Annotated in this window: 8 protein-coding genes and 1 rRNA gene; 3 read left to right on the top strand and 6 right to left on the bottom strand. The window is 44.6% G+C overall.

Annotated elements, in window-relative coordinates:
- Nucleotides 1–2: 2 nt before the first annotated feature.
- Nucleotides 3–998: a spore photoproduct lyase family protein gene (locus tag DWX43_RS00050; RefSeq protein WP_118618488.1), complete on the bottom strand. Its 996-nt coding sequence runs from the start codon at nucleotides 996–998 to the stop codon at nucleotides 3–5.
- Nucleotides 999–1,094: 96 nt separating this feature from the next.
- A complete protein-coding gene (locus DWX43_RS00045) occupies nucleotides 1,095–1,976 on the bottom strand; it encodes an aldose 1-epimerase family protein (RefSeq protein ID WP_118617998.1) in 882 nt (293 codons plus the stop codon).
- A gap of 263 nt (nucleotides 1,977–2,239) precedes the next feature.
- Between DWX43_RS00045 and DWX43_RS00040 the strand changes: the two genes are divergently transcribed.
- The 3 genes from DWX43_RS00040 (at nucleotide 2,240) to DWX43_RS00030 (ending at nucleotide 4,913) form a co-directional block, all read left to right on the top strand.
- The gene (locus DWX43_RS00040; RefSeq protein ID WP_118617996.1) at nucleotides 2,240–3,052 is read left to right on the top strand and encodes a LytTR family DNA-binding domain-containing protein; all 813 of its coding nucleotides are present in this window, start codon (nucleotides 2,240–2,242) and stop codon (nucleotides 3,050–3,052) included.
- Nucleotides 3,053–3,163: 111 nt separating this feature from the next.
- Nucleotides 3,164–3,610 carry a MarR family winged helix-turn-helix transcriptional regulator gene (locus DWX43_RS00035; protein ID WP_118617994.1) on the top strand — a complete coding sequence of 149 codons (447 nt, stop codon included), beginning with the start codon at nucleotides 3,164–3,166 and terminating at the stop codon, nucleotides 3,608–3,610.
- Entirely contained in the window at nucleotides 3,597–4,913 is a 1,317-nt protein-coding gene (locus DWX43_RS00030) for an MATE family efflux transporter (RefSeq protein ID WP_118617992.1), read from the top strand. Before DWX43_RS00035 ends, DWX43_RS00030 begins: the two co-directional genes overlap by 14 nt.
- A gap of 140 nt (nucleotides 4,914–5,053) precedes the next feature.
- On the opposite strand, the gene DWX43_RS00025 is transcribed toward DWX43_RS00030, so the two are convergent.
- The 4 genes from DWX43_RS00025 to DWX43_RS00005 form a co-directional block, all read right to left on the bottom strand.
- Nucleotides 5,054–7,180, bottom strand: coding sequence for an LPXTG cell wall anchor domain-containing protein (locus DWX43_RS00025; protein WP_118617990.1), 2,127 nt, complete (start codon nucleotides 7,178–7,180; stop codon nucleotides 5,054–5,056).
- 243 nt (nucleotides 7,181–7,423) lie between these two features.
- On the bottom strand, nucleotides 7,424–7,738 hold the full coding sequence (locus DWX43_RS00020) for a helix-turn-helix transcriptional regulator (RefSeq protein ID WP_118617988.1): 315 nt from the start codon (nucleotides 7,736–7,738) through the stop codon (nucleotides 7,424–7,426).
- Between the two features lie 32 nt (nucleotides 7,739–7,770).
- A complete protein-coding gene (locus DWX43_RS00015) occupies nucleotides 7,771–9,066 on the bottom strand; it encodes a DUF2812 domain-containing protein (protein WP_118617986.1) in 1,296 nt (431 codons plus the stop codon).
- A 268-nt stretch (nucleotides 9,067–9,334) separates the two neighbouring features.
- A 23S ribosomal RNA gene (locus DWX43_RS00005) occupies nucleotides 9,335–11,945 on the bottom strand; the annotation flags it as partial.

Here is an 11,945-nt window from a genome sequence, read left to right as displayed (position 1 = left end):
AGCTAACTTATATAAAGGATCTGTACATCCCCCAGTATCCGCCTGATTTCAGATCTGAGAAAAAGCTCCGCCTCCTCTCTTGCCTCATTTCTGTAACAATAGCGCCCTCTTCCCCGGCCGGTCATCAATTCTTTATCATATAAATCGACCGCTCCGGGAAATGCATCACCATTGATGGCACGGTGGACATATGAGTAAGTCATCAGAATAATTTCCAGAAACATTTGTTTCTTTACTTTACTGCTAAGTCCGCTTTTTAGTTCTTCAAGTAGTCCTGTATACATCGTCTTCCAGCCATCCATCAATATAACCGGTGCAATCAGTAGTCCGCAGGGATAGCCTGCCTCACACATCTCGTTTACGGCATCTATCCGTTGCCTCAGATTCGAAGTACCCAGCTCAATCCGTTCGATAACCGGCTGCGGATTTACACTCATGCGGAAGATTACCTTCCCCCTGTGTGAAAGGCCAAGCAGCGGCTCTACCATATGGAATTTTGTCGGAAACGTAATCTTCCCGGTCCCTTCTTCCGCAAATCTTGGTATTGTATACAACAGGTTATCTGTAATTGTATTTTCCAAAACAAGGTCGCTGTTACTGCCAATTTCAAATGTCAGTTCTCTTTCACTCTTTTTCCCCTGCCTGACCAGGCGGTCCATCATCTGTTCCCTGTTAACGAACAGACGCAGATACGCACATTTGTTATAATTGCAAACTAAATAGCAGTACAGGCACATGGCGGTGCAGCCGGAGGAGGTATAAGGTACCAGATAATCCGACACCTTATGGTTCTCCACATATTTATGCGTTTTCCGGGTTCCGATAATCAGATTCCGCTTCATACGCCCAAACTCAGAATTCGGTTTCTCCTGCATTTCTTTTATGGAATTATGGCTCTCTATCGGAATCCACGGCAGAGCTGCAAATTGTTCCTTCAATTGTTTCCCCAGAGGATATGTTAAACTGCCGGGTTCAAAATAAACTGCGTCAAACTTCATATTCAGGTCCATACCTTTCCGGTGAAGGAAACGTAATTTTCATCCTTCACTTTTTTCTTTATTATGTACCTTTTCCATGAAATTTACAGATGGACTTCAGAAAATTTTGATATCAAACTTATACGCCTTACATTTGCCCGCCTCAACCAACTGAACGTTTCTTTTTTCTTCAAACACGTCACCTTCATCACTACAGGTAGAGAGCCCTGTCCAGGGTTCCAGTGCCACGAACGGCCCCTTATTTGCCGTGGACCATAATACGAGATATGGAAAATCAGCAAATGCCAGCTCCACCCCTTTTTCATGCTTTTTTGAGCAAAGCTTTACATTTCTGGACTTCAGTTCATCCAGAATCACTGCATCCCGTGAAAACAGATCATGGTTTAACTGCAGTTCCTGCTGGTGATTCAGAAAACCGGCCCTGCGCCCCATATCAATCAGACCTGTCTCCGTTACAGGATACGGCACACTGCACGTCTCCTCCTCTGAAAAAACAAGACGGTAATCATCATAGTTTTCCCCCGGACAGAGAGGGCAGTTAAATCCCGGATGTCCGCCGATAAAGAACGGCATGACTTCGGTCCCTTTATTTTCCACACAATATTCTGTTATCACTCTGTTTTTCAACAATGTATATCGGATTCCAAGCTTAAAATGATAGGGATACTGCTGCAGCATCTCTTCATCGCTTTCAATACTGAACAAAACACTGTCTTTTTCCTTCTTCTCACAGATAAATTCTCTCTTTCTGACAATCCCATGTCTTGGCATCTTTGTTATCTGATTCTTACCTATCCTTGCAGAATCATTCCTTAAACTCCCACATATCGGGAATAAGACAGGCGCCTGCCCACTCCAATAGTTTCTGTCCCCCTGCCACAGGTATTCCAGTCCATCCTTCGTCTTTATAGACGAAAGCGCTCCACCCAATGACTGAATCTTAACGGTTAACTCTTCATTTTCTAAAATAAATTCCATTATCTGATCCCTTCCTTATACTTTTATTTACTGTTATATTAGCACCTCTCTTGTAAAAAAAACAGTTTAACATTCTTCACACAGTTTGCAAACAATTAATTTGATTCTTTCGCCTAAACGGGATTTAAACATTTCACTTTATATTTCTTTAAAGCCGACATTTATCCATATAAACTAACTGAAATTTTTGACATGTATTTACATATTACCTGAAAATACTGTATAATATAAACTATATTATAAGCAAAAAGGAGGAAACCGCTATGAAATATCATCATTTTACAGAGCAGGAAGTACTCGATAAGTCACGTGAACTGTCGTACGCACTCGTAAGCCGCCGGATACCGGAATTTATCGACCTTTTAGATGAGGACTTTGTCTGGATCGGGGATTACAATGTACAGTATACGAAAGGAATCCAGGAATTTTTAAAGCAGGTGGAATCAGAATGTGCCCTCTCGGCCATTGAAATTTCACATGAGGAATACAGCATACTGATCCATGAACGCCATATCTGGATCACTTATGGCAGATTCACTGCTTCTGCATCAATGCCAGACAGTTCTCTTCTGGCCGTGAAAATGCACTTTACTTTTGTATGGAACCAGCACAAGGATTTTCTGAAGCTGATTCACGCTCATGCCACCCACGCAGCTGATGCAACATTCCTGTCCAGTGCGTTCGAGGCTGCTCACGCCAATACACCGCAGGCTTTGTTCTTCGACCGTATGCATATTGAAGAACTGACAGAAGGTGATCTTACAAAGATCCGGATAAAGGATCTGGATGGGAATGTCCGTTTTCTGTTCCCTGCAGAAATTTTGTATATCAAATCGAACGATAAATTATGCACCATTTATACAGAAAGTGGGGCATTTGTTGCACGGACATCTCTTAAAAATATGGAACATCCCCAGTTTCTGCATATCCACCGCAGTTATCTGGCCAACCTGAGGTATATCCAGTCTATACGGCGGTATAAGGCAACACTGACAGATGGTACACAGCTGCCAATCGGAAAGGAACGATATGTAGAGATACAAATCCAACTTACGGGGGAACGGAATAGGGCCTGACCAAGGCTCTATTTTTTTACAAACGGCGGATTTTTCTTTTCTATTGACATCTTGTAAATCTCTGTGCTAATATTAGTCCGTAAACAGACTATTATTTATGGAGGACTTCTTATGAAGACATCTTTAGAACAAATCAAATTATATACCACACTATGGCGTGAAACGACAAGCCTGTATGAAGACTGGGCAAAACGGCATGGCCTGTCTTACTATGAACTTCTGGTCATACTCTCACTCTCCGAATCGGAAGGAATCTGTAAACAGAAAGACATCTGCCGGGATTGGGTACTCCCCAAGCAGACTGTCAATACCATCCTGAAGCATTTCATGGAACGTTCCTGGGTCACACTTGTGCCTTCTGAAGAGGACCGCCGCCATAAGGATATCCTCCTGACAGATGCGGGTAATGAATTTGTCCAGATTGCAGTCAATGAACTGCAGGCACATGAGTGTGCTGTCTGGAACTCACTCGGCCAGGAAAAATCCCGTGCCCTGATAGAAATTACTGCCCTTTATAACAAATTATTCAAGGAGGCTGATACTGATGAACCTACGTAAAGAATTTTTCCGCTGCGTTATTCCGTCTATGTTTGCATTTGCACTTTCTGGGGTATACGCAATTGCAGATGGCTTTTTCGTTGGAAACGCACTGGGGGACAGTGCTCTTGCCGCTATCAATGTCGCCTACCCTCTCACTGCTTTTTTGCAGGCCGCCGGCACCGGGCTTGGAATGGGCGGCGCAGTTGAATATGCTATAAGCCTCGGAACTAATGACCATACCCGGGGCAGACAGTATTTCGGCATGTCACTGATCATGCTTGTCCTGTCATCCATAATTCTGACACTGATATATCTGCCTGCCGCCCCGGCCATCTTACAGTTTTTCGGCGCTTCGGGTGATATTCAGGTGCTTGCTGAAGAATATGTTCTATATATTACCTATGGCGCAGTTTTCCAGATACTCGGCACCGGTATTGTACCATTCATAAGGAATATGGGCAGTTCCATCGCTGCAATGCTTGCAATGACTGCAGGTTTTTTTACTAATATCATTTTGGACTATCTGTTTGTGTGGAAATATCCTCTCGGAATGACGGGGGCTGCAGCAGCTACCGTCTGCGGTCAGGCAGTTACCTTCCTTGTATGTCTGATCTGCCTGTTTATAAAAAAAGAGGTCCCTCTGTTCCATTTTCAGGGACACAAGGTTTCATTCGTAAAAAACATACTTAAGGTTGGGCTCTCCCCGTTTGGACTTACTTTTTCACCTAATATTACATTAATTCTGATCAATAAGAGTGCCGCACTAACCGGTGGGACACTGGCTGTAACATATTATGCACCGGTCAGCTATATTTCCTGTATCGTCCTATTACTGCTACAGGGAGTCAGCGACGGGTGCCAGCCTCTCTTAAGCCTTTCCTACGGGGAAGGTAATGTCCAAAAAACAAAGCAATTCCGGAATATGGCTTATCGTTTCGGGTTACTCACAGCATTATTCAGTTTTATTGTCTTATTTTTTGCAGGAAGGAGTGTTGCGGAATTATTCGGTGCTTCCGGTACGATTGCCGGAAATGCCGCCCGCATACTGCCTGTCTTTCTCCTCGGATATCTATTTGTCAGTATTTCAAGGATAACGACAGCTTACTTTTATGCGACCGGAAAAAATATGTGGGCATATATACTGATATATGGGGAAGTATTCTTCCTATTTGTACTGCTGCTTTTTCTTCCCAAACTGGCAGGTATCTCCGGAACCTGGATCTCCGTCCCTGCCTCGCAGCTGTTTGCGATGGTGCTGAGCCTTCTAATTATCAACAGGCAGCCTGAACCATATAAACATGTCACAGCAAGGGCAGACTAAACCAATAATTCACATCCTGCATGATATCCGCTCAAAAGGGCATCATATATGACAAATTGTTTTAGCCATATATAATGCCCTTTGTGACTCTGGAATTATTTTCCGCATTTCATTTTCTAGCCATTATCATTTTTACTTTATTATAAGTGCTTTCTCTTTCTGTACACAAGCATGAGGATCAATACTGCTGAAATCGTAACAAGGCCGCCAAACAATGCCACCTGTGTTGTATCACCGGTCTTAGGTGTACGGTTGTCTTTCTCAAAGGTTACATAAATCTTATGATTACCCTGTACATTTGAGAACGTATAACGGTTATTGCTTACAGAAACTGCCTTGCCGTCTACGGTAACCTTTGACACGCGGTATCCTTTATCCGGAGTAAATTTGAACTCACAGTCTTTTCCTTTTTCCACGTCTACACTGCCTTTTGGTTCAATCTTACCATTTGCTCCTGCTTCTGCTGTAATTGTATAAATCACCTTTTTTGCAATAACCTTAAATTCTGTAGTGATCGTATTCGTCTCGCCCATAGATACCCAGCCGCCTGTGGTCCACTCTTCAAGCTGGAAAGCAACTCTTAACTTGTAATTACCAGGTGTTGTATACTTATAAGTGTATGAATACGGTTCCTTGTCCCAGTTCTTAAAAGATTTTCCATCCCAGCTCCAGGATTTCGGCGCCCATCTCGTATCACCGGCCAGAGGAGATGCATTCTCCATACCGACACCGGCCGCCGTAAATGTGAGTGTTGTTCCTTCCTCATATGAACCACCCGGAGTAATACCGGTTATCTTTGCACCTTCGAAACGAATAACCGTCTTAAAGGCTGCTGCTGCACTAGCTGCGCTTTCCATATCCATATCCGGATTATATTTCATCCGTGTAATAAACGAATATGCTGTATTCGGCTTTAATCCGTCAAACACTGCACTGTCCTGCCAGACTGCACTGCCATCTGCCATCAGCATTGCATACTGCTGCTGGTCAATAGCTTTTAAGGTAATGGATGTATCTGTCCTTTTCTGTAATTCCGGAGCTGCCGGAGCCGCTGCCGCACTTAGAAGTGTCGTAACCTTAAGTACATCACTGGATAATCCCTGCATCTGTTCCTTTTCATCAACTTTGCGTCTGGTAACAAACTGATACTCTGTCCCCGGTGTAAGCTGATCAAACACTCCTGTTGAATTCCATGCAATATCTGTCGCAGAAGTCAGCCTTCCAAATTCAAGAGTTTCTGGCTCTTTTTCCCCGTCCGCTGCCTTCAAGGTAATTCCTGTATCTGTTTTTTCTGCCAATTTCGGCGGATATTGAGGCTTTTCAGGTGCAGCCTTCAATGTCTTCATGTTAGTAGGATCACTGTTTTCACTTGCAGGATAAACATTATTATCATAGGTGCCTGCCGCAATCCGAAGGTAAAACTTATATTCCGTATTCTCCGTCAAGCCTTTAAATACCGGATCTTTCTGGAATTTTATACCATCGATACTGTACTCATAATTATACTTTGTATCTGCATCTTCCGGCAGCTTCAGTGTGATTTCTACATCCTTTACTTCTGATACAACCGGAGCAGACGGTTTCGGTAACGTTTGGTTTGATGACAGCTTGTCTGGTGCCTTCATATTATTATCATTTACAGGGACATTACCTTCCGGCTGACCATCTGTCTGACTGATAACTTCGTCTGACTGATTCTTATTATCCTCTTCCTTAATCTTCTCCCCGCCTGTCGGCGTCTGGGCGGAACCAATCGGATCTTGTACATTCGGTATATTTTCTTCCGGTACCTGAACAGGATCCTGCGTATTTCCAGATTGTTCCTGACTGTTGTCCGGTACATTCGATGCCGGTGTATTCTGATTTTCCGGTATCTGGACATTCTCAGCCTTCTTTAATGTCTGCACTGTAATCTGGTTCACTGCCTCGGTACTTCCTGCCAGTCTGCAGCCAAACCGATACTGGGTCTCTGCCTGAAGGCCTTTAAATATAACAGTCTTATTCGTCCTGTCATACTGCCCGGCCTCCGCCCATTTCCAAGTCTTCACATTATCCTTTTCCGTCTCTATGGCATATTCGTAATTATCTTCTGCTTTTAATGTAATACTATCAGTTGTCTGAACGTTCACAGCTATTTTCTTTACGTCCTTACTTTCAACACCGGCTCCTGTCTCTGCAGAAACCGGAATCACCGGCAACATACACGCCGCCCCCGTCAAAACAAAAGCCAATGCAAGCGCCAATCCACTTCTACACTTCCGTTTCATAAATCTCACCTCCTTCAGAGATTATATCTGAATACGAACATTACCATACAGACTCTTTCTTGATTATATTATAACAGAGATTACAAATAAAAAAAGCTGTATAGTTTAAGTTTTTCTTAATTTTTTCTGTATATTTACAGATATTATTATTTATTTCTGAAAATGGAGTGCATAGGGGTCTGACCCTTCTGCACTCCGTTTTCAGAATCTTCTTAATATTTAAAGTATAAAAAATAATGATTTTTAGATATTTTCCATTAAACGTCTTCCATCTCCGGTCATTATCTTAAGGCGGTCATATTCCTTCTTAAGCATTTTCATCCCGCGCTCTGTTATGATATACGATTTCCTGCGCCCCTCTTCTTCAGTAAGTCTTATGATTTTATTCTTCTCAAATTTCGACAGCATAGCATAAAGTGTTCCCGGCCCTACTTTCACTCGTCCTTTTGATATTTTTTCTACTTTATCCATAATATCAACGCCGCAGCATTCTTCCAGCAGGGCCAGTAAAATATAATACATCGGCTCTGTCAACGTCTGAAATTGTTCTCGTGCCATATTATACCTGCCTTCTATTTATTATATACAACTTACATGATCTCTCCTAATTTCAGTTTCGTACGGATTATATCGATTTGTTCCTCATCAAGTGGATCATTTGAATATAAATACAGGAGCTTTTCCTGATAAAGCACGGTATAGATAGTTCCCCGGCTCCCGCTGCATACAGCAGCTTCTGCCCGCCACTCCTGTGTACAGTCCCTCGCTCCATCTGCTTTTTCCAAGTGCTGTTTCCATATTTTATTCAAAATCCATGAGTGGCTGCTCTCATAAACGTAGTACCATAAACTGTCGCTGCTGTCCCCTACGGAATTTGTTGTCTCGTCATAGCGGACCAGAAAATAGGACATCGAACCTAAAACTCCCTGAAAATGTCCCTCATCTGTTAAATCAATTTTTCCTGCTGTCTCTTTATAATCTGATTGTAATAAGGGGATCTCCTGCATCGATAGATTATTTATCTGTTGGTCGCCTGCTGTTATTGCTATAAGTACGATAACAGGAACTATCACCATTAACAGGCCAAGAGCTCCTCCTATCTGAAATATCCAGTTATCAGCCCTGGAAGGCCTTCGTACAGCTATCACGGCTGTGATAAGAAAAATAATCGAAACAAACACAAGTACAATCACTGCTAAATAATAATATTTTTGAATACATGCAATCACAGAAGCAATTGTTATTACAAATACCCACATATAATTTCGAAAAAAACGTGCGGCCGCCTGAAACTTACCTCCATAATAGGGAATATTGCCTGCTGCAATCTCTGCCTTTTTCTTATGTCCTTCCAGTATCATGACAAAACATTCCAGAATCTTCGTTATACTTCCAACAGTAACCGCAAGTATTAAGAAGAGCATAAGGTCAAAAAATATCCATCTTTCAAAATTGATTGTTAAAAACTCTAACCAAATGAGAATTGTGATAAAAAGCATACCTATGGAATCTGACACCCATTTCCTCCATCCGGCTTTCTTTATATTTTGAAGACGTTCCTCTTGTGTTACAATTGGCAGTGCATCTTCTTGTTCCCGCCGAAACACACAAAACCTCTGCTTGCTGTCAATGAACTTCCATCCTGCTGCTTCACAATATTCCGCATATTCCTCCGTGTCCGGTTCAGGCCTTGTATCCATCTCACTTCCTTTTGGAAAAGCCTCAACATCATAATAGTAATCCCTCGATTCTCCCCTCTCAAAAATCAATCCCAGCTTCCATTCCACAAAATGCCATCCTTCCGCAGACATATTGTGCAAATAATCACCAAAAGAATCACATTCCCAGTAATGAAACCCCTTTAAAACCCTTTTCCTATTTCTCATGAGAGCGCCTCCTCCCGTATTATCGAGTATCGATATTTCTATTTATATTATAATATCGATACTCGATAATGTCAAGTTGCAAAATTCTGACAATAAAGTGCAAGGGGGTCAGACCCTTTTGCACTCCGTTTTCAGAATTGTTTATCAATTTGGAGAAAAAATGCATAAAAAAACGATACCTAATTGGTACCGTCTCCCTCATTCCGTCTGTATATATACCTTCAAAACCACATACAAAGAATCTTCCATCCATTTCCTATCACCCTGCTTGGTTATGCCCTCGACCTATTAGTAACAGTCAGCTCCATGCGTTGCCGCACTTCCACCTCTGCCCTATCTACCTCGTCGTCTTCAAGGGGTCTTACTAACTTGACGTTATGGGATATCTCATCTTGAGGGGGGCTTCACGCTTAGATGCCTTCAGCGTTTATCCCTTCCCGGCTTGGCTACTCTGCTGTGCCCTTGGCAGGACAACAGATACACCAGCGGCCAGTCCAACCCGGTCCTCTCGTACTAAGGTCAGCTCCTCTCAAATATCCTACGCCCACGCCGGATAGGGACCGAACTGTCTCACGACGTTCTGAACCCAGCTCGCGTACCGCTTTAATGGGCGAACAGCCCAACCCTTGGGACCTACTTCAGCCCCAGGATGCGATGAGCCGACATCGAGGTGCCAAACCACTCCGTCGATGTGAACTCTTGGGAGTGATAAGCCTGTTATCCCCAGGGTAGCTTTTATCCGTTGAGCGATGGCAATCCCACTTTATACCACCGGATCACTAAGTCCTACTTTCGTACCTGCTCCACCCGTCGGTGTCGCAGTCAAGCCTTCTTATGCCTTTGCACTCTGCGAATGGTTTCCAACCATTCTGAGAAGACCTTTGAGCGCCTCCGATACCCTTTCGGAGGCGACCGCCCCAGTCAAACTCCCCACCTGACATTGTCCCCCGGCCGGATCACGGCCGATGGTTAGAAACCCAGTACTGCAAGGGTGGTATCCCAACAGCGGCTCCCTTACGACTGGCGTCATAAGTTCTTAGCCTCCCACCTATCCTGTACATGCAATACCGAATCCCAGTATCAAGCTGGAGTAAAGCTCCATGGGGTCTTTCCGTCCTGGCGCAGGTAACCAGCATCTTCACTGGTATTTCAATTTCACCGGGTGCATTGTTGAGACAGTGCCCAAATCATTACGCCTTTCGTGCGGGTCGGAACTTACCCGACAAGGAATTTCGCTACCTTAGGACCGTTATAGTTACGGCCGCCGTTTACTGGGGCTTAAGTTCAAAGCTTCGCTTGCGCTAACCTCTCCCCTTAACCTTCCAGCACCGGGCAGGCGTCAGCCCATATACCTCACCTTTCGGTTTTGCATAGACCTGTGTTTTTGCTAAACAGTTGCTTGGGCCAATTCTCTGCGGCCCCATTTCTGGGGCACCCCTTCTCCCGAAGTTACGGGGTCATTTTGCCGAGTTCCTTAACAATGCTTCTCCCGTCGGCCTTAGGATTCTCTCCTCATCCACCTGTGTCGGTTTACGGTACGGGTATGATATGAACAATAGCGGCTTTTCTTGGCAGTCAGCTCACACACTTCGCTACTATAAGTTCGCTCCGCGTCACGTCTTCGGGTTGCATACCGGATTTGCCTGGCATACCCCTACCCCGCTTGCCCCGGGTATTCCACCCCCGGGATGTGCTCTCTCCCTGCGTCCCCACAGTTCTGTCATATCATAGTACAGGAATTTCAACCTGTTGTCCATCGGCTACGTCTTTCGACCTCGCCTTAGGCCCCGACTTACCCAGAGCAGATCAGCTTTACTCTGGAAACCTTAGATATTCGGCCGGAAGGATTCCCACCTTCCTCTCGCTACTCATTCCGGCATTCTCTCTTCTTAACGCTCCACTGCTCCTTACGGTACAGCTTCGCCGCTGTTAAGAATGCTCCTCTACCAATTGACATTCATCAATTCCCAAGCTTCGGCAGTGTGTTTCAGCCCCGGACATTTTCGGCGCAGGACCTCTCGACTAGTGAGCTATTACGCACTCTTTTAATGGATGGCTGCTTCTGAGCCAACATCCTAGTTGTCTTCGAAATCCCACATCCTTTTCCACTTAACACACATTTTGGGGCCTTAGCTGTAGGTCTGGGCTCTTTCCCTTTTGACTGCCCAACTTATCTCGGACAGTCTGACTCCCATACATCATCTACACGGCATTCGGAGTTTGATATTCTTTGGTAAGCTTTGACGCCCCCTAGGAAATTCAGTGCTCTACCTCCGCAAGACTTGAATATGAGGCTAGCCCTAAAGCTATTTCGAGGAGAACCAGCTATCTCCGGGTTCGATTGGAATTTCTCCCCTATCCACACCTCATCCCCACCCTTTTCAACGGATGTGGGTTCGGTCCTCCATTGCCTTTTACGGCAACTTCAACCTGGACATGGATAGATCACCCGGTTTCGGGTCTACTCCGGCTGACTTGGCGCCCTCTTCAGACTTGGTTTCCCTTCGGCTCCGCACCTTCAGTGCTTAACCTTGCCAGCCGGCGTAACTCGCCGGACCGTTCTACAAAAAGTACGCGGTTGCGCATATAAAGCGCTTCCACAGCTTGTAAACATATGGTTTCAGGTTCTCTTTCACTCCCCTCCCGGGGTCCTTTTCACCTTTCCTTCACAGTACTATGCGCTATCGGTCACTAAGGAGTATTTAGCCTTACGGGGTGGTCCCCGCACGTTCCCACAAGGTTTCTCGTGTCTCGTGGTACTCTGGATACCGCCATGTCAGCTCGTCTTTCGCCTACGGGGCTTTCACCCTCTCTGGCCGGCTTTCCCAAAACCGTTCTGCTAAACTTGCTGAATCAATTGTGCGGTCCGAACCCCAGGG

The sequence above is a fragment of the Clostridium sp. AF19-22AC genome (assembly GCF_003479085.1).
Taxonomy (GTDB): domain Bacteria; phylum Bacillota; class Clostridia; order Lachnospirales; family Lachnospiraceae; genus Faecalicatena_A; species Faecalicatena_A orotica.
The sequence above is the reverse complement of the archived record's forward strand: the minus strand, read 5'-3'. Positions and strand labels throughout refer to the sequence as shown.

What these genes read in the sequence shown, in the direction of transcription:
- DWX43_RS00050 (WP_118618488.1), bottom strand. Translation starts at nt 998, where the DNA reads ATGAAGTTTGACGCAGTTTATTTTGAACCCGGCAGTTTAACATATCCT.
- DWX43_RS00045 (WP_118617998.1), bottom strand. Translation starts at nt 1,976, where the DNA reads ATGGAATTTATTTTAGAAAATGAAGAGTTAACCGTTAAGATTCAGTCA.
- DWX43_RS00040 (WP_118617996.1), top strand. Translation starts at nt 2,240, where the DNA reads ATGAAATATCATCATTTTACAGAGCAGGAAGTACTCGATAAGTCACGT.
- DWX43_RS00035 (WP_118617994.1), top strand. Translation starts at nt 3,164, where the DNA reads ATGAAGACATCTTTAGAACAAATCAAATTATATACCACACTATGGCGT.
- DWX43_RS00030 (WP_118617992.1), top strand. Translation starts at nt 3,597, where the DNA reads ATGAACCTACGTAAAGAATTTTTCCGCTGCGTTATTCCGTCTATGTTT.
- DWX43_RS00025 (WP_118617990.1), bottom strand. Translation starts at nt 7,180, where the DNA reads ATGAAACGGAAGTGTAGAAGTGGATTGGCGCTTGCATTGGCTTTTGTT.
- DWX43_RS00020 (WP_118617988.1), bottom strand. Translation starts at nt 7,738, where the DNA reads ATGGCACGAGAACAATTTCAGACGTTGACAGAGCCGATGTATTATATT.
- DWX43_RS00015 (WP_118617986.1), bottom strand. Translation starts at nt 9,066, where the DNA reads ATGAGAAATAGGAAAAGGGTTTTAAAGGGGTTTCATTACTGGGAATGT.